This window comes from Pseudomonas fluorescens (assembly GCF_001708445.1).
Classification (GTDB): domain Bacteria; phylum Pseudomonadota; class Gammaproteobacteria; order Pseudomonadales; family Pseudomonadaceae; genus Aquipseudomonas; species Aquipseudomonas gorinensis.
Genome location: NZ_CP015637.1, coordinates 33,202 through 49,408, shown reverse-complemented (window position 1 = coordinate 49,408; position 16,207 = coordinate 33,202). Strand labels below are relative to the sequence as shown.

Genomic DNA, 16,207 nt, shown 5'->3' with positions numbered 1-16,207 from the left:
TGTTGGCAGATATCTGGACCCCGCCCTAGCGGTCCGGAACTTGAACCCCGAACTTCCCCTCCCCATACGAAGTCCGGGGTTTTTTTTGCCCGTCGAAAAGTTACTCGGCGATTTCCGCGCCCTTGTCTGCCAATTCCATCCAACTGGCCAGCACGGTGTAGGCGTCTTCCAGGCCCATGCGCTTTGGCGCTGAGAACAACTGGATGGTGATCGCGTCACCCCACCCTTTACGGATTTCGGCCTGCACTTTGAGCAGCGTGTTCTTGGCGGCGCCGTAGGTCAGCTTGTCGGCCTTGGTCAGCAGGATATGCATTGGCATGCCGCTGGCGACTGCCCAATCGAGCATCAGCAGGTCGAAGTCGGTCATTGGATGACGGATGTCCATCATCAGGATCAAGCCCTTCAAACTCTCCCGGCCGCCCAGGTAAGCCTCCAGGTGACGCTGCCAGTGCAGCTTCAACGGGATAGGAACTTTTGCGTAACCGTAGCCGGGAAGGTCGACCAGACGCCGATCATCGTCTAGCTTGAAGAAGTTGAGCAACTGCGTGCGGCCCGGGGTTTTCGAGGTACGCGCCAGGCTGGCGTGGGTCAGGGTGTTCAGCGCGCTGGATTTACCAGCGTTGGAGCGACCGGCAAAGGCGACTTCAAAGCCTTCGTCATCGGGGCATTGGTCAACTTTGGCGGCGCTGAGCATGAACGTGGACTGTTGGCACAGGCCGAGGATGGGATTCTTGAGTTGCATGAGATTTCCGATGTGGGCGGTGCCGAAAAAGGGTGCGGCAAGCGGTGTCGTTTCCGTTTCAGTAGCGCCAGTATATAATGCCGCAGATTTTGTGTGTGCTTTGTCCCAGCGAAGGATGAAGTTCACGGGAGCGATAGACCTTTATTGCGCATTAGAACGCAAAACGCTCTCAAACCCTGAAAAGGTCGATGTATGACCAGATGGTTGCTTGCTATCGGTGTCCTGGTTCCGCTTTACGGCGCTCAGGCTACACAGGATCCGGAAGCGGTGTACAACCGAGTTTGCGTGGCTTGCCATGCCGGCCAACTGCCGAACGCCCCGAAGCGGGGTGACCAGGCAGCATGGGCGCCCAGGCGGGCGCAGGGCATGGACACGCTGGTGCGACACGTGACCCAGGGTTTCAAGGCAATGCCGCCGCGTGGTTTGTGCATGGACTGCAGTCCCGAGGATTACCAGGCCATTATTGAAATGATGGTGAGTAAACCCGGTTAGATAACTCTTAAACCCTTAGCCGTAGTTGGATTAGCTGATGAACAAACTGATCGTGAGTCTGCTGTTGACCTTGGGCATCACCGGTGTTGCCCATGCTGCAGGCGACGCTGCTGCGGGTCAGGCGAAAGCCGCCGTGTGTGGTGCTTGCCATGGACCGGATGGTAATAGCCCGGCGCCGAACTTCCCCAAACTGGCCGGCCAGGGGGAGCGTTACCTGACCAAGCAGATGCACGACATCAAGGACGGCAAGCGCACGGTCCTGGAAATGACCGGCTTGCTGACCAACCTCAGTGACCAGGACCTGGCCGATATCGCCGCCTATTTTTCCAGCCAGAAAGGCAGTGTGGGAGCTGCCGATCCCAAGCAGGTGGCCCGCGGCCAAGACCTGTTCCGCGGTGGCAACCTTGAAAAAGGCATGCCTTCGTGCATCGGTTGCCACTCGCCTAATGGCGCAGGCCTTGCAGCGGCAGGCTTCCCGCACTTGAGCGGCCAGCATGCGCAGTATGTCGCCAAGCAGCTGACTGACTTCCGTGAAGGCAATCGCACCAACGACGGTGATACCAAGATCATGCAAAGCATTGCTGCCAAGCTCAGCAACAAGGATATCGAAGCGGTTTCCCAGTACATCCAGGGCCTGCACTGATCCGGGCAGTACGTTAACGCTCGATTAATCCCGCGATGCAAGCATAAAAAGGGTGGCTTAGGCCGCCCTTTTTTGTGGCCGGTGCCGTTACACTAACGAACTCATGCCCGCGTAGACCTGTCACAACAAAGGTCGCGTGAGGCGACTTTATTTGTCCAGGAGTAAAGCATGCGTAATCTGATCCTCAGCGCCGCTCTCGTCACTGCCAGCCTCTTCGGCATGACCGCACAAGCTGCCGACGTGCCGCTTGAAGCCGGTAAGACCTACGTTGAATTGGCTAACCCTGTACCTGTATCGGTACCCGGTAAAATCGAAGTGGTGGAGCTGTTCTGGTATGGGTGCCCGCATTGCTACGCCTTTGAACCGACCATCAACCCATGGGTTGAGAAATTGCCTTCCGACGTGAACTTCAAACGTATTCCGGCCATGTTCGGCGGCCCTTGGGATGCACACGGCCAACTGTTCCTGACCCTGGAAGCCATGGGTGTGGAGCACAAGGTTCACAACGCCGTCTTCGACGCGATCCAGAAACAAGGCAAACGCCTGACCAAGCCTGATGAAATGGCTGACTTCGTCGCAACCCAGGGTGTCGACAAGGACAAGTTCCTGGCCACTTTCAATTCCTTCGCCATTCAGGGCCAGATCAAGCAGGCCAAGGAACTCGCGCAGAAGTATGGCGTGCAGGGCGTTCCAACCATGATCGTCAACGGCAAATACCGTTTCGACCTGGGCACTACCGGTGGTCCTGAAGCGACCCTCAATGTTGCCGACCAACTGATCGCCAAAGAGCGCGCAGCCAAGTAAGGGGCCTGTCATGCGCCGCTGGGGTACCGAACGCGTTGTTGGCCTGCATGACGCGCGGGTCAATGAGGATCACCTGGAATCCACGGGCTTGCCGGCAGATAGCCGGTTGCGCCTGCTCAGCTTCAATATCCAGGTCGGTATCAGCACCGAAAAATACCGGCATTACCTGACCCGTGGCTGGCAGCATCTGCTGCCTCACAATGGGCGGGCCGGTAACCTGCAAAAGATCGGCAACCTGCTCAACGACTTTGACCTGGTCGCCTTGCAGGAGGCCGACGGCGGCAGCATACGCTCGGGCTACATCAACCAGGTCGAGCACCTGGCTCAGCTCGGTGCCTTCCCCTACTGGTATCAGCAACTCAATCGCAACCTCGGGCGTCTGGCGCAGCACAGTAATGGTGTGCTGAGCCGCCTTAAACCGACCGCCATCGAAGATCACCCACTGCCGGGCCCCAAGGGCCGGGGAGCGATTCTCGTGCGTTTCGGTGAAGGGCCGGAGGCCTTGGTGGTGGTGATGATGCACCTGGCGCTCGGGGGGCGTACGCGCAACCTGCAACTGGCCTACGTGCGCGAGTTGATTGGCAACTACAAGCATCAAGTGCTGATGGGTGACATGAACACCCATGCCAATGACCTGCTGCAGAATTCCCCGTTGCGGGACCTCGGGCTACTGGCGCCGCAAGTCGAAGCCACGTTTCCCAGCTGGCGTCCGGAGCGTTGTCTTGACCATATCCTGCTCAGCCCGACCCTCACACTCGAAAGTGTGCAGGTGCTGGCGCAGCCTATCTCCGATCACCTGCCGGTCGCGGTAGAGATTCGTCTGCCGGGTTCGCTCACGGTTGATGCATTGCCCGCGTTGAGCCCCGGCCCTCGCGGACCCCTTGCATGAGCGACGACGCCCAGCGCTGGAAAGAAAAATACCTGTTAAGCATCGAGCAACAAGAAAAGCTCGAACGTCGCTGGGCCTCTCGCCTCGACCTGCTGCGCCGAGGGTTGGTACGCAGCACGCTGGCTGCTGAGGGCACCGACCGCGCGGTCGATCAATGCATGAAGGAAATGCGCGATGTCGTGCGCACGGATGATATGGACGCCGCCCTTGCTGCCTTGTTGCCACGACTGGAAAAAGCCGTGCTGGATTCAGAGCAGCGCCGCGAAACGCGTGTCGACCAGATGGGTGCTGCGCTGACGGCCCTGGTGACGCAGTTGCAAAAACTGCCGCTGCCCCGTGAAGTCGCGCGCCCGCTGAAAACCTTCGCTAAGCAGTTGGATGGCCGTGTCGGCCAGGCGCGCGAGATTCCGCTGTTGCTCAGTGAGTTGAGCGCCCTGCAAGGGCAAGCGTTGAATAATCTGGAGCCGGAGGGTGAAGCCACGCGCTCCGGGCCGGGCCTGCTGCAGCGCCTGTTTGGCACTCGGGAGGCCAGCACTGAGGCGCCAGTGGGCGAACCAGCGCCGCCGCCGTCCGCGCCGCCGCCTGTTGCTACCCAGGTCGCAGCCGAACCAGCACCCCAAGCGCCTGCACAATCCGAAGAGTTGGCCCAAGCCTTGCGGGCCTTTGCGCCGCTGCCGGCAGCCCCTGAGCCTCAACCTCAACCTCAACCTCAACCTCAGCTTGCGCCTGCCGTGTCAGTCGCGCCCGTCAAGGCTGTACCGGTCGCAGAGGTTGCCGGTGCCGCGAAAGTCGCCAGCGAAACCTTCGTATTCGAGGCTCCGGCCCAGGCCACTCCTGTCGCGCAGCCGATCGAGGCAGTTGAGACCGAGTTCTCTGAACCGGCGATCCAGGAGCCAGCACCCGAAAGCGCACTCGCTGCCTTTATCGAAGCGCCCGAGGTGCTGGTCGATGCGCCAGACGAGACCACTATCGGCAGCCTGTCCCTGCCGCCCGTCCTGGAGAGTGCCGATCCTGACGAGCTGCAATCGGATGGCGTCTACGCTCTGCCCGATTCGCCTGAGCCGTCCTACAGCTCCGTGGCCAAGCACATCGAAGACACATTGCTCGGTCTGCTGGAAGACCTGTCCCTCCCCGAACGCCATCGGCCCCAGGCCGAAGCCATGCGCGAACGCCTGGCCCATGGGCTGAACTGGTACGAATTGCTGCCGATTCTCGATGACCTGGCCGTGCTGATGCTGGCGGTCACCGACAGCGGCCAGCATGAGTTCGAGGCTTACCTCAAGCAATTGAACGAGCGGCTCGAAGCGTTCCAGGGGCATTTGCAGGTGGCCAGCGACGGCCATGCCGACAGCCGCTCAGCAGCCCGTGAGCTGGACACGCAGATTCGCGAGCAGGTCGACGGCCTGCAAAGCAGCGTGCAGGAAGCGGCTGACCTGGACAGTCTCAAGAAGGTGCTCGAAAGCCACCTTGAAGGCTTGCTCGGCACCATGGATGAACACCAGCAGCAGCGCGACCAGCGCGAGCAGGAATTGTCCACGCGGCTCAAGGGGCTGGCGGAGCGCGTCGCCAATATGGAACAGGAGGCCCAGGGCTATCGCGAGCACCTGGAGGTGCAACGCCAGAAGGCCCTGATCGACCCGCTCACCGGCCTGCCCAATCGTGCGGCCTGGAGCGAGCGCCTGGACCATGAGGTGAACATCTGGCATCAGCGTGGCAACAGCCTGTCGCTGGCGATGCTGGATCTCGACCACTTCAAGCGCATCAACGACGGCTATGGTCACCTGGCGGGTGACAAGGTGTTGAAGATCATCGCCAACGTATTGCGCAAGCGCCTGCGTCCGGGCGACTTCATCGCGCGTTTTGGCGGTGAGGAGTTTGTCTTGCTGATGCCGGACTCATCCCTGGCGGATGCCTTGGCGGTGGGTGGCATGCTGCGCGCTGCTATCGAGGCCTGTCCGTTTCACTTCAAGGGCGAGCCGGTGACAATCACGGTGTCGATGGGGGTGGCGCAGTTCCAGCCTGGCGAACGCAGTGAGCTGGCACTCAAGCGCGCCGACGAGGCGTTATATCGCGCTAAGGCGGCAGGGCGTAACCAGGTGCAGGCGGCCTGAAAGATGTTCCATTTTGTAATTTGACCGCCAGGCAAGAAGCCGTACGTTACACTGTTGCATTATTGTCTTCAGCGTACTGTCTTCCGCCATGAAATCCCTGTGCTTCGCCTTTGTGTTTCTCCTGCTCGCCGGCTGCGCCAGTGGCCCGCGTCTGGACACCAGCCACCCTTCCGTGAACCACGACAACCGTGTGCAATTCGTTGTCGTGCATTACACCTCCACCAACCTTGAGCGCTCCCTGGCCTTGCTCACGCATGGTCAGGTCAGCAGCCATTATCTGATCGGCGACGACGCCTCTGCCACCATCTATAAGCTGGTGGACGAAAGCCAGCGCGCCTGGCATGCAGGGGAAAGCGAGTGGATGGGCCGAACCTGGCTGAACTCCAGCTCCATCGGCATCGAAATCGTCAACCCGGGGTATCGCGACACGCCGACGGGGCGCGTGTGGTACCCGTATTCCGAAGCCCAGGTGAAATCCCTGGTGGTGTTGCTCAAGGACATCAGCAAACGCAATGGCATCGACCCCAGGAATATCATTGGGCATAGCGACATCGCGCCGCTGCGCAAGCTGGATCCGGGTCCGTTGTTCCCGTGGAAGCGCCTGGCTGACGAGGGCTTGGGGATCTGGCCCGATGCGCAGGCCGTCGCCCGCTTCCAGTTGCAGTACACCACCGATCTGCCGAGCATCACCTGGTTCCAGGAAGAGTTGGCTCGCCTGGGCTACCAGACGCCGCAGACCGGCGAGCTGGATGTCGCCACGCGCCACGTGATCGCGGCATTCCAGATGCACTTCCGGCCGTCGTTGTTCGATGGCACACCGGATGCGGAAAGCGCCGCGATCCTGCGCGCCCTGAATCGCCGTTGAATCTGCGAACAAGCGTGCTTGTGGCGCCCCCGCAAGCCCGTGACGGCTACACACAGCGGGACGGCGCGACCCTTCGACAGCACTCGCGCCACTGCGAGCCAGGCGCCTACAAGGGCAGTGCCATGTAGAACTGCGTGCCCTGCCCCGGCCGCGAGTACACGCCCATGCGACCGCCGTGCAGCTGCACAATTTCCTTGCACAGCGCCAAGCCGAGGCCGGCGCCGCCTTTCTTGCGGCCCACCTGGACGAAGGGTTCGAAGATACGGCCTTGCTGGCCATAGGCGATACCTTCGCCATTGTCCTCGACGCTGATAATCACCCGTTCGCCATGTCGCCGGGCCTGCAAGCGAATCTGCCCGCCTTCGGCGGTATGGCGAAGGGCGTTGCCCAACAGGTTATCGAGCACGCGCTCCAGCTGAGCCTGGTCGGCATACAACCTCGGCAAGTCGGCTTGGGCTTCAACCAGCAATTCGATATGTTGCGCATTCGCCGGTTCAGCGAAGCGGGCACGCGCATGCTCCAGCAAGTCAGTGACATCGCACGGGCCCAGGGTGAGTTTTTGCAGACCGTTCTGATAGCGCGAGAAGTTGAGCAGGTCATTGATCAACTGCATCAGGCGCTGCATTTCTTCATTGACCGTATCCAGCAGGTCCGCTTCCCGCGAGTCTTCAGGAAACTTCGCGCGCTCGCGAAACAGACCAAATGCCATGTGCATACCGGTCACTGGCGTACGCAGTTCATGAGAGGCGCGTAGCACGAATTCGCTGCGTACCCGTTCAAAGGCGCGCTGCTCGGTCACGTCATGCAGCACCATCACGGCGCCGAGGATGTGGCCTTGGGTATGGCTGACCGGCGTCAGGCTGTAGGTCAGCAGGCGCAATTCACCTTCGACCTCCACTTCCAGGTCCTCGGGCGCCCGCTCCAGGTTGCCGCCGCGCAGCACCAACTGAAGCTGTTCATCCATTTCAGGGCGCCCCAGCGCTTCGCTCAAGCCTTGGCCAAGACGCTCCTCGTCCCAACCCAACTGGCGCTGTGCGACGGGGTTGAGGTGTTCCAGACGGCCCTGGCGGTCAATCATCAATAGCCCGTCATCGATGCTGTCGAGCACTGCTTGCAAGCGCTGCTGGCCGGCCAATAGCTCGTCGACATTGGTTGCCTGATGTTGGCGCAATGCCTCGGCCATGATGCCGAAGCGGCGGGTCAGTTGGTTCATCTCCGCGGCCGACGAGATGGGCAGCGTTACTTCGAAATCGCCCTGCCCGATCTTGTCCGCCGCCTTGGCCAACGCTTCGATCGGCCCGCCAAAGCGCCGTGCGATGCCATGGGCGGTGACGAAACCGATGATCAACACCGCCAGGCCGACCAGCCCCAGCAGGCCTGCGATCAACAACGCACGGCCACGGGATTTGTGCTCGCTGGTGTTGATATTCTCCAAGGCGCGCTTGTGCTCGGCGAGCAGGCCATTGCGCAACGCATTGAAGGTTTCGGTGAGCTTTTCGTTTTTATTGTTGGCAAGCGAGATTTGTTGGGAATCCTCGAAAGCCTTCAGGAAGTTCTGGTAGTCAATTCGCGCCTGGCTGAACCCGCTGGCGAGGCCATCTTGTTCCTCATGGGCGATGCCTTGGTCCAGCAGCTCGAAATAGTGCTGCTTGGAGGTTTGCAGGGCCGCCAGGTCCGGATGCTCACTGAGCATCAGGATCAACTGGTCCCCCAGGGTCTGGCGCAACTTCAGGCCCAGGTCCAGGGTGATGAAGTTGCTGCGGATCAGCGACTCCTGGCTCTTGGCCATTTGCATCACACTGACCAGGCCCAGGATCAACCCCAGCAAGGCGACGGTAATCAGCGCGGAGATACTCAAGAACAATCGAGTGCGCAGTGTCATCGCTAGCTTCATAAGGTACCGCTCACAGGTTGTACTGTTTGCGTTTGCGGTACAGGGTCGATGCGTCGATGCCTAGGGTTCGGGCCGCCTGGTCCAGGGTATCGCTGGTGGCCAGTACCGCGCCGATGTGAGCTTTTTCCAGTTCATCCAAGCTCAACGCCGCGCCAATCCGCGGCGCATTGTTGGTCGGTTGCTCGGCCATGCCGAGATGGCTGATTTCGACTTTTTCCTGAGGGCAAATAATGCTGGCGCGTTCCACCACGTTGCGCAGTTCGCGGATATTGCCCGGCCAGCGATAGTTCAGCAGGGCCTCGCGGGCCTCGTCGCTGAAGCCGCGTGCCGGACGGGCATACTCCTTGACGAAGCGCGCCAGGAAGCGGTCGGCCAGGGTCAGGATGTCTTCACTGCGTTCGCGCAACGGCGGCAGGTGCAGGGTGATGACATTGAGGCGGTACAGCAAGTCTTCGCGGAAGCGACCGTCGCGCACCATGTCTTCCAGGTTCAGGTTGGTAGCCGCGAGGATGCGCACATCGGCGCGCCGGGTCACCGGGTCACCCACGCGCTCGTATTCCTTGTCCTGGATGAATCGCAGTAATTTGGGCTGTAAAGTGAGGGGAAAGTCGCCGATTTCGTCAAGAAACAACGTGCCGCCGTCCGCCTGGTTGACACGCCCCAGGGTACTCTCGCTGGCGCCGGTGAAGGCTCCGCGGCTGTGCCCGAACAATTCGCTTTCCATCAGTTCCGCCGTCAGAGAGGGGCAGTTGATGGTGACGCAGGACTTCTTCGAACGTTTGCTCCAGCCGTGAATAGCACGAGCGAGCTCGCCTTTACCCGTGCCGGACTCGCCGAGGATCAGGATATTGGCATCAGTCCCGGCCACCTGGCGTGCGGTTTCCAGCACCACCATCATCGCCGGGCTATGGGAGTCGAGGCCGTCCTTCGATTGGCGGACTGCGCCCTCAAGGGCTTCCAGGCGCGCGGAGAGCTGGCGCACTTCCAACTGCTTGGCGGTGGCCAGGCGCAACTGGTCCGGGCTGCAGGGCTTGACCAGGTAGTCGGCAGCACCGGCCTGGATGGCATCCACGGCCGTATCGACCGCCGAATGTGCGGTCACAATCACCACGCGCATCCAGGGGGCTTGAATTCGCATTTGGGCCAATACATCCAGGCCGTTGTCTTCGCCCAGGCGCAGGTCCAGGAAGCACAGGTCGAACACCTGGCGCTGCATCAGGGTATCGGCTTGGGCGGCGCTGTTGGCGGTGGCCACGGTGTAGCCTTCATCTTCCAGGCAATAACGGAAGGTGCGGAGGATCGCGGATTCGTCATCCACTAAAAGAATACGGCCTTGAAGTTCCTTGGCTGATTCCATCTGTCCCGCGCTCCTTAAACTATGAATGATGGTGTTTAGTCCCGTAATAATCGGGCAAGTTGCATGGTTTATTCTGATCGATAAAAGGCAAGGTCGTGCAGGTATCTGCATGTCTTCCTACAAGGCCTACCTGTTGGCGTTTTCATGCCGTCTTGCCACTTCGGCAACGCAGTTTCTGTTTTCGATCCATCGATCCGACCGTTGGCTATCGTGCATTTCGCACGGCCCACACGGAGGCATCGTGCAGGATGCTGGGCCTTATCCCTAGATAAAATATTTAACTCATTGTTTTTATTGAGTTTTATTTTGTAAAAAAACTGGCATGCGCTCTGCAATATCTCTCCCAAGAGCGTCATGAACGAATAATCAGAATGCGGGAGAAATGCAGCATGACTCGCCAAAGCCTCAGCCACTTGCATGTATCGCCACTGCGCTTGCAACAAGGTCTGTTTGCCAGCCTGGCCCTGATGGTCACGTTGATTGGCGGCCAGCAACTGCAGCATTGGCAGCACGGTCAGCAGCAAACCCCGCATTTCGAACGTCCAGTGATGACGCAGACCCATTTCCGTTCCGTTGGCAGCGTTTCTGCCGATGCAACAGCCCCGCAGCTGCGGATGGTTGACCAGGATTCATCCCTGAGTGAACTGCCATCCCAGGAGCGCTGGGTGTTCTAGGCAACAAAAGGCCGCTCGAGTCGAGCGGCTGTACGGCACTACCGCTGTTACCCCTATAGAAGCGTAAGGAGAATCACCATGTTGAGTTGGGCAATCACATTTCTGATCATCGCCATTGTGGCTGCAGTCCTGGGCTTCGGTGGTATCGCGGGCACCGCAACGGGTATCGCCAAGATCCTGTTTGTCGTTTTCTTGGTGATGTTCATCGCTTCGTTCTTCTTTGGTCGTCGCGGCCGAGGCTGAATATGACCACTTTGTCTCTCAAAGCCATAGCTGCCGTCCTGCTCCTGGGCGGCAGCGGCCTGGCAATGGCCGCCAACGACGGTCAGACCCGGGCCAGCGAATTGCTCAGCGCGGACCCGCAATACCGTGAAACCTGGCAAGGCGTGGTGAAGAAAGAAGAACGCCTGCCGGAATGGGTGATGAACCTGTCCGGTGCGGCGGAGCAAATGAATGCTGTCGAGGAGGATGGCGACAAGTACTTGGTCGGGCCGCTCTGTGAAACCGCGGACACGTGCCGGAATAAGCGCTTGATCGTTGCCTTCAGCTTCGACAAGGAAGATGCCTACGCCATGTTGGTGGAAGTCCCCGCCGGTTTGCCGGCAGATAAATCCCCGACGCGGCACGCCGATTACCGTTTTATCGGTAAGCCGGATGAGGGCATGAAAAAGCTGCTGATGGAACAGCTGAAGAAAGATCCGAATTGGTACTAGGTTCCGTCTGACGCGTCTGGCGTCTACGGGGCTGGCGTCCATAGAAAGAAGCCCCTCGCTTCTTTCTGTTTGCATCGCCCGCCAGGGGTGATGCATGACCAGGGGGCCGGGTTGTTCTGATCAATCGAGATCGGCGTGACCTACGGGTACAGGGAGTACCTGCGCAAGGGCCGGGTCAGGCGAAAAGCTGCGGCGCAAGTTCACAAGTCCTCAAGCTTGCTGAACTTGCGACGGGCTTATTAAGCCCCCCTCGCCTCCCATACCGTCCATAGCCGAGAAACTTCTTTTTGCGCTCCCTCAACCATTACTTGGTGTGTCGGTGGAGACCATCCATCGAGAAAGTTTTGTCTGCGCTATAGGCCATTTCTGACATGACCCCTCTGAATTCCCAGGCATTTTTGCCGTAGACCACAACTCGCCCTGAATCTCTGTGCGAGCCTGAATCGGGCCAGTTCACGGCATATTCACCTGGCAATCTGTCGCATTTGAACTGACCGTTCGGACAGTTATTATTCAAAAAAGTCATGCCGATTCGGCATGGGGTAGGCGTTTACGGCATTAGACGTCGCCCCCTTGCATGGGAATAGTTGCGCCTTTTTTCGCCTGCCAGTAAGCCATTTCGGCCACGCTGCGGTGACCTTCCATGGAGGCAGATGCACTCACTTTTTCGCTTCCGAGCGTTCCAGATGGCGCATTTGCCTTAAGTCCACTTGAAGTAAGGGTAATGACATGAAGAAGGCAAAGCTAAGCCTCGCCTGGCAGATCCTCATCGGTTTGGTACTGGGGATCGCAATCGGTGCAGTGCTCAACCATTTCAGTGCTGAAAAGGCCTGGTGGATCAGCAATGTGTTGCAGCCGGCAGGCGATATCTTTATCCGCCTGATCAAGATGATCGTGATCCCGATTGTGATTTCCTCGCTGATCGTCGGCATTGCCGGGGTGGGTGACGCGAAAAAACTCGGTCGCATCGGCGTCAAAACCATTCTTTACTTCGAGATCGTCACCACCATCGCCATTGTGGTCGGCTTGCTTCTGGCCAACCTGTTCCACCCTGGTGCCGGCATCGACATGAGTACCCTGGGTACCGTCGATATCTCCAAGTACACCGCCACTGCCGCCGAAGTGCAGCATGAGCATGCGTTCATCCAGACCATCCTCAACCTGATCCCTTCGAACATCTTCGCCGCCGTGGCCCGTGGCGAAATGCTGCCGATCATCTTCTTCTCCGTGCTGTTCGGCCTGGGCCTGTCGAGCCTCAAGCCGGAACTGCGCGAGCCGCTGGTGACAATGTTCCAGGGCGTGTCCGAGAGCATGTTCAAAGTCACCCACATGATCATGAAGTACGCCCCTATCGGCGTCTTTGCGCTGATCGCGGTGACCGTCGCCAACTTCGGCTTCGCATCGTTGCTGCCGCTGGCCAAGTTGGTGATCCTGGTTTACGTCGCCATCCTGTTCTTCGCCTTTGTGATCCTGGGCCTGATCGCTCGCCTGTTTGGCTTCTCGGTGATCAAGCTGATGCGCATCTTCAAGGATGAACTGGTGCTGGCCTATTCCACCGCCAGCTCCGAAACCGTGCTGCCACGGGTGATCGAGAAGATGGAGGCGTACGGCGCGCCAAAGGCTATCTGCAGCTTCGTGGTACCGACCGGTTACTCGTTCAACCTTGACGGATCGACCCTGTACCAGAGCATCGCGGCGATCTTTATTGCCCAGCTGTATGGCATCGACCTGTCGATCGGCCAGCAGTTGATGCTGGTACTGACCCTGATGGTCACCTCCAAAGGCATCGCCGGTGTACCGGGCGTGTCCTTCGTGGTGCTGCTGGCCACCCTGGGCAGTGTGGGCATTCCGCTGGAAGGCCTGGCGTTCATTGCCGGTGTCGACCGCATCATGGACATGGCGCGTACCGCACTCAACGTCATCGGCAACGCGTTGGCGGTATTGGTGATCTCCCGTTGGGAGGGCATGTACGACGACGCCAAGGGCGAGCGCTACTGGAACTCCCTGCCGCACTGGCGCAGCAAGCAAGCGCTGCCGGTCGGTGAGGCCAGCCGCGGCTGAAACCCGCGTGAACGAAACAAACCCCGGGAAATCCGGGGTTTGTCGTTTCTGCCAGCCCCGCTATCATTCGCCCCATCTTTCGGGGGATTCAACTGATGCTCAATGGCCTGTGGCTTGGCTTCTTTGTCGTGGCAATGGTGTCGGCACTGGCGCAATGGCTGATCGGCGGTAACGCCGGTATTTTTGCGGCGATGGTGGAAAGTATTTTCGCCATGGCCAAGTTGTCGGTGGAAGTGATGGTGCTGCTGTTCGGCACCCTGACGTTGTGGCTGGGCTTCCTGCGGATTGCCGAAAAAGCCGGGATTGTCGACTGGCTGGCCAAGGCCCTTGGCCCGCTGTTTCGCCGCCTGATGCCGGAAGTGCCCGCCGGCCACCCTGCCATCGGTTTGATCACGCTCAACTTCGCCGCCAACGGCCTGGGCCTGGACAACGCCGCGACGCCCATTGGCCTGAAAGCCATGAAGGCGTTGCAGGAACTCAACCCTATCCCCAACACCGCGAGTAACGCGCAGATCCTGTTTCTGGTGCTGAACGCATCATCGTTGACGTTGTTACCGGTGACCATCTTCATGTACCGCGCCCAGCAAGGCGCTGCCGACCCCACGCTGGTATTCCTGCCGATTCTGCTGGCCACCAGTGCGTCGACGCTGGTGGGCTTGTTGTCGGTCGCGATCATGCAGCGCCTGCGGCTGTGGGACCCGGTGGTGTTGGCGTACCTGATTCCTGGTGCGCTGGTGCTGGGTGGTTTCATGGCGTTGCTGGCGACCTTGTCAGCCACCGCATTGGCCGGCCTGTCCTCTATCCTCGGCAACCTGACGCTGTTCGGCCTGATCATGCTGTTCGTGGTGATCGGTGCGTTGCGCAAGGTGAAGGTGTACGAGGCGTTTGTCGAAGGGGCCAAGGAGGGCTTCGATGTTGCCAAGAACCTGCTGCCGTATCTGGTGGCGATGCTTTGCGCGGTGGGCGTGTTGCGCGCCTCCGGTGCACTGGACTTCGGCCTTGAAGGCATTCGCCACGTGGTGGCCTGGACCGGTATGGACACGCGCTTTGTCGATGCCCTGCCGACCGCGATGGTCAAGCCATTCTCCGGCAGCGCGGCCCGGGCGATGTTGATTGAGACCATGCAGACGCAGGGGGTGGACAGTTTCCCGGCGTTGGTGGCGGCGACGATTCAGGGCAGTACGGAAACCACCTTTTATGTGTTGGCGGTGTACTTCGGTTCGGTGGGCATCCAGCGGGCGCGGCATGCCGTAGGGTGTGCGTTGCTGGCTGAGTTTGCTGGCGTAGTGGCGGCGATTGCGGTGTGCTACTGGTTCTTCGGTTAAGGCTGGATGCTATCGGGAGCAAGCCCCTCCCACATGTTGATCTGTGAACACATTCAAAATGTGGGAGGGGGCTTGCCCCCGATGAGGCCCTCAGCGTTTCACAGTACCGTTACCCTGCTGAACAACCCATTCCACCACCTGCCTGTTCAACTGATCCCCGGCTTGGCCAAAAGCCGCCACCACCGCCGGCACTTGGGTGTTCGTCACTGCCTGGCGCACTTCAAACCGCCGGCTGGCAATAATCCGCTGATCACTCCCACGCACCAGGCGTGCGTCGAGGCGGATCAACACGTCCACCGCACTGCCCCGGTATTCACTCTGGAACGCCTGCAACTGTCCGCCCAGCTCATAGTCGGCCTGCAGGTTGGTGTCGTCGGTGCTCAACAGCGTCACTCGCCCATCGCGCTGGAACCCGTCCAACAGGCGATTACGCAACAGCACGGGCGCCGGATCGCTCCAGCGTGAGTTCGCATAGCTGCTGATCAAATCGCCATTGGGCACCACGGCGATGCGCGGGCTGTCGAGGAACTCACTGGTCTGCGGCTTGGTCAGGCGCAGCGACCAACTGACCGGTGCTCCCTGGTGGGCGGCCTGGGCCGAGGGCAGTCGGTAGGTGTCCGACGGATCCGCCTTGGGCAGGATCGAGCACGCGCCGAGCAGCGCCAGGGCCACAGGGGCCATTATTTGGTAAGCATGCTTCATGGCGTGAACTCCTTGTTCTTGTCGCTGCCCAGCAGGTAGCCACTGGGGTTGGCTTCCAGGCGACGGGAGATGGCGCGCAGCGAGCCGAGGGTTTCGCGCAGTTCGCGCACGGCCGGCGCCAGTTCGTTAAGACCTTGCATGCCGCTGTTCACCGAATCCTTGTTGTCAGTCAGCAAGGTATTGATGGTCGCGGTGCTCTGCTCAAGGGATTTCATGGCTTGCTCGGCGCTGCCGAATACCTGCTTGCCTTGATCGTTGAGCAGGCCGTTGGCATTGCGCATCAGCGCGGTGGTCTGCTCCAGGGCGGCACCGGCTTGTTTGCTGACCTGCATCAGTTGCTGCATGACCACCTTGATATCGCCACGCTGGTCGGCAATCGCACCGGTAGTTTGTTCCAGATGATCCAGGGTATTGCTGATGCGCTCGACGTTCTGCGCCGAGAACATGTCGTTGGCGTTGTGCAGCAGCAGGTTGATGCTGGTCATCAAGTCGTTGCTGTTATTCAACAGCCGCGCGATGGGCGACGGCGACGCGATGATTTCTGGCAGGTTGCCGTCCTTGCCCTTGAGTTTCGGGCTTTGTGGCGTGCCACCGCTGAGCTGGATGATTGAAGTACCGGTGATGCCGGTCAGGGCCAACTTGGCCTGGGTGTCTTCCTTGATCGGCGTCTGGCCAGAGAGGCGGATGCGCGCGAGCACGCGGCGCGGGTCGTTCGGGTCCAGGCGCAGGCTGATCACATCACCCACCTTGATCCCGCTGTACTGCACCGAGCTGCCCTGGGACAGGCCGCTGACCGCCTCGTTGAAGATCACTTCGTAATCCTCGAAAGCGGTGTCGACGCTGGACTTGGCCAGCCACAGGCCAAACAGCATCGCGCCGACCACCACGATCACGCTGAACAGACCGATCATCACATGATGGGCTCGGGTTTCCAT

The 16,207-nt window shown here is 59.9% G+C and carries 16 protein-coding genes; 11 read left to right on the top strand and 5 right to left on the bottom strand.

Annotation, left to right across the window (positions count from 1 at the left end; translation table 11 throughout):
• Positions 1-100 precede the first annotated feature (100 nt).
• Positions 101-742: a ribosome biogenesis GTP-binding protein YihA/YsxC gene (yihA, locus tag A7317_RS00255; protein ID WP_024072629.1), complete on the bottom strand. Its 642-nt coding sequence runs from the start codon at positions 740-742 to the stop codon at positions 101-103.
• Positions 743-934: 192 nt separating this feature from the next.
• On the opposite strand from yihA, the gene A7317_RS00250 reads away from it, so the two are divergent.
• The 6 genes from A7317_RS00250 to A7317_RS00225 all read left to right on the top strand — a co-directional run bounded on the left by A7317_RS00250 (position 935) and on the right by A7317_RS00225 (position 6,546).
• Positions 935-1,234 (top strand): c-type cytochrome, encoded by a 300-nt coding sequence (locus A7317_RS00250; RefSeq protein ID WP_024072630.1) that lies wholly within the window; start codon positions 935-937, stop codon positions 1,232-1,234.
• A 37-nt stretch (positions 1,235-1,271) separates the two neighbouring features.
• Positions 1,272-1,877, top strand: coding sequence for a c-type cytochrome (locus A7317_RS00245; protein WP_024072631.1), 606 nt, complete (start codon positions 1,272-1,274; stop codon positions 1,875-1,877).
• Between the two features lie 168 nt (positions 1,878-2,045).
• Positions 2,046-2,681: a thiol:disulfide interchange protein DsbA gene (gene dsbA / locus A7317_RS00240; protein WP_024072632.1), complete on the top strand. Its 636-nt coding sequence runs from the start codon at positions 2,046-2,048 to the stop codon at positions 2,679-2,681.
• A 10-nt stretch (positions 2,682-2,691) separates the two neighbouring features.
• The gene (locus tag A7317_RS00235; RefSeq protein ID WP_069074944.1) at positions 2,692-3,570 is read left to right on the top strand and encodes an endonuclease/exonuclease/phosphatase family protein; all 879 of its coding nucleotides are present in this window, start codon (positions 2,692-2,694) and stop codon (positions 3,568-3,570) included.
• Entirely contained in the window at positions 3,567-5,681 is a 2,115-nt protein-coding gene (locus tag A7317_RS00230; RefSeq protein WP_069074943.1) for a diguanylate cyclase, read from the top strand. The genes A7317_RS00235 and A7317_RS00230 overlap by 4 nt, the downstream gene beginning before the upstream one ends.
• An 88-nt stretch (positions 5,682-5,769) precedes the next feature.
• Positions 5,770-6,546: an N-acetylmuramoyl-L-alanine amidase gene (locus tag A7317_RS00225; RefSeq protein WP_024072635.1), complete on the top strand. Its 777-nt coding sequence runs from the start codon at positions 5,770-5,772 to the stop codon at positions 6,544-6,546.
• A gap of 106 nt (positions 6,547-6,652) precedes the next feature.
• Here the strand turns inward: A7317_RS00225 and A7317_RS00220 are convergent, their stop codons facing one another.
• Positions 6,653-8,440 (bottom strand): ATP-binding protein, encoded by a 1,788-nt coding sequence (locus A7317_RS00220; protein WP_024072636.1) that lies wholly within the window; start codon positions 8,438-8,440, stop codon positions 6,653-6,655.
• Positions 8,441-8,450: 10 nt separating this feature from the next.
• The gene (gene algB / locus A7317_RS00215; protein WP_024072637.1) at positions 8,451-9,797 is read right to left on the bottom strand and encodes a sigma-54-dependent response regulator transcription factor AlgB; all 1,347 of its coding nucleotides are present in this window, start codon (positions 9,795-9,797) and stop codon (positions 8,451-8,453) included.
• A 389-nt stretch (positions 9,798-10,186) separates the two neighbouring features.
• Between algB and A7317_RS00210 the strand changes: the two genes are divergently transcribed.
• The 5 genes from A7317_RS00210 (at position 10,187) to A7317_RS00190 (ending at position 14,570) form a co-directional block, all read left to right on the top strand.
• Positions 10,187-10,471 (top strand): hypothetical protein, encoded by a 285-nt coding sequence (locus A7317_RS00210; protein WP_024072638.1) that lies wholly within the window; start codon positions 10,187-10,189, stop codon positions 10,469-10,471.
• 78 nt (positions 10,472-10,549) lie between these two features.
• The gene (locus A7317_RS00205) at positions 10,550-10,714 is read left to right on the top strand and encodes a DUF1328 domain-containing protein (RefSeq protein WP_003170804.1); all 165 of its coding nucleotides are present in this window, start codon (positions 10,550-10,552) and stop codon (positions 10,712-10,714) included.
• A gap of 2 nt (positions 10,715-10,716) precedes the next feature.
• Positions 10,717-11,184, top strand: coding sequence for an inhibitor of vertebrate lysozyme family protein (locus tag A7317_RS00200; RefSeq protein ID WP_069074942.1), 468 nt, complete (start codon positions 10,717-10,719; stop codon positions 11,182-11,184).
• A gap of 729 nt (positions 11,185-11,913) precedes the next feature.
• Positions 11,914-13,245, top strand: coding sequence for a glutamate/aspartate:proton symporter GltP (gltP, locus tag A7317_RS00195; protein WP_024072640.1), 1,332 nt, complete (start codon positions 11,914-11,916; stop codon positions 13,243-13,245).
• Between the two features lie 95 nt (positions 13,246-13,340).
• Entirely contained in the window at positions 13,341-14,570 is a 1,230-nt protein-coding gene (locus A7317_RS00190; protein ID WP_024072641.1) for a nucleoside recognition domain-containing protein, read from the top strand.
• Positions 14,571-14,660: 90 nt separating this feature from the next.
• On the opposite strand, the gene A7317_RS00185 is transcribed toward A7317_RS00190, so the two are convergent.
• Both A7317_RS00185 and A7317_RS00180 read right to left on the bottom strand, forming a co-directional pair.
• The gene (locus tag A7317_RS00185) at positions 14,661-15,272 is read right to left on the bottom strand and encodes an ABC-type transport auxiliary lipoprotein family protein (protein WP_069074941.1); all 612 of its coding nucleotides are present in this window, start codon (positions 15,270-15,272) and stop codon (positions 14,661-14,663) included.
• Positions 15,269-16,207 carry an MlaD family protein gene (locus tag A7317_RS00180; protein WP_069074940.1) on the bottom strand — a complete coding sequence of 313 codons (939 nt, stop codon included), beginning with the start codon at positions 16,205-16,207 and terminating at the stop codon, positions 15,269-15,271. The genes A7317_RS00185 and A7317_RS00180 overlap by 4 nt, the downstream gene beginning before the upstream one ends.

Coding starts and splice junctions, on each gene's coding strand:
- yihA (WP_024072629.1), bottom strand. CDS start 742: ATGCAACTCAAGAATCCCATCCTCGGCCTGTGCCAACAGTCCACGTTC.
- A7317_RS00250 (WP_024072630.1), top strand. CDS start 935: ATGACCAGATGGTTGCTTGCTATCGGTGTCCTGGTTCCGCTTTACGGC.
- A7317_RS00245 (WP_024072631.1), top strand. CDS start 1,272: ATGAACAAACTGATCGTGAGTCTGCTGTTGACCTTGGGCATCACCGGT.
- dsbA (WP_024072632.1), top strand. CDS start 2,046: ATGCGTAATCTGATCCTCAGCGCCGCTCTCGTCACTGCCAGCCTCTTC.
- A7317_RS00235 (WP_069074944.1), top strand. CDS start 2,692: ATGCGCCGCTGGGGTACCGAACGCGTTGTTGGCCTGCATGACGCGCGG.
- A7317_RS00230 (WP_069074943.1), top strand. CDS start 3,567: ATGAGCGACGACGCCCAGCGCTGGAAAGAAAAATACCTGTTAAGCATC.
- A7317_RS00225 (WP_024072635.1), top strand. CDS start 5,770: ATGAAATCCCTGTGCTTCGCCTTTGTGTTTCTCCTGCTCGCCGGCTGC.
- A7317_RS00220 (WP_024072636.1), bottom strand. CDS start 8,440: ATGAAGCTAGCGATGACACTGCGCACTCGATTGTTCTTGAGTATCTCC.
- algB (WP_024072637.1), bottom strand. CDS start 9,797: ATGGAATCAGCCAAGGAACTTCAAGGCCGTATTCTTTTAGTGGATGAC.
- A7317_RS00210 (WP_024072638.1), top strand. CDS start 10,187: ATGACTCGCCAAAGCCTCAGCCACTTGCATGTATCGCCACTGCGCTTG.
- A7317_RS00205 (WP_003170804.1), top strand. CDS start 10,550: ATGTTGAGTTGGGCAATCACATTTCTGATCATCGCCATTGTGGCTGCA.
- A7317_RS00200 (WP_069074942.1), top strand. CDS start 10,717: ATGACCACTTTGTCTCTCAAAGCCATAGCTGCCGTCCTGCTCCTGGGC.
- gltP (WP_024072640.1), top strand. CDS start 11,914: ATGAAGAAGGCAAAGCTAAGCCTCGCCTGGCAGATCCTCATCGGTTTG.
- A7317_RS00190 (WP_024072641.1), top strand. CDS start 13,341: ATGCTCAATGGCCTGTGGCTTGGCTTCTTTGTCGTGGCAATGGTGTCG.
- A7317_RS00185 (WP_069074941.1), bottom strand. CDS start 15,272: ATGAAGCATGCTTACCAAATAATGGCCCCTGTGGCCCTGGCGCTGCTC.
- A7317_RS00180 (WP_069074940.1), bottom strand. CDS start 16,207: ATGGAAACCCGAGCCCATCATGTGATGATCGGTCTGTTCAGCGTGATC.